Here is a 459-nt window from a genome sequence, read left to right as displayed (position 1 = left end):
CTGCGGCGGATGTGCCGGAAACGTTTTGACCAATGTTGACTGTACCAACTTGGACGTCGGACAGGTTCAGTGTTGCTGCATTGGCGCCGAGCAATGTGCCGTTGCCGAAGGAGAATTCAACTGTACCAGCGTTGTTGGCGTTGGTGCTTGTCAGGGACATTGTGTCGAGAACAGTTTTGATGTTTTCGATACGGGCAACGTTAGTACCTGCTGTAGAAGCGATACGGTTGATACCGATGCTTTTCAGGCCAGTGGCATCTTGCAGATCGACAGCAACAACGGCGTTGTTGTTGACGTTTTGTGCATCAGCAGAGCCAGTGAACGTGAAGTTCGCTGTCTGGATGTTTTTGAGCGTTGGGGTGATGATTGGCGCGCCGTTGTCATTGGAGTTACCCAGTGTGGCTGTCAATTTGTTGTTGGCTGTGGCGGATGTGTTGGAGCCTGTCAGTACGTCTTCGT

General features: G+C 51.6%; 1 protein-coding gene. It reads right to left on the bottom strand.

The window, feature by feature from the left end:
* Positions 1 to 459, bottom strand: a 459-nt coding sequence (locus tag ACO0LN_RS30295) for a hypothetical protein (protein ID WP_422980477.1), incomplete at both ends; no start/stop codon positions are given.

The sequence above is a fragment of the Undibacterium sp. TC9W genome, assembly GCF_049339865.1.
GTDB lineage: Bacteria > Pseudomonadota > Gammaproteobacteria > Burkholderiales > Burkholderiaceae_D > Undibacterium.
Note: the sequence above shows the minus strand (reverse complement) of the source record. Positions and strands in the feature narration are given on the sequence as shown.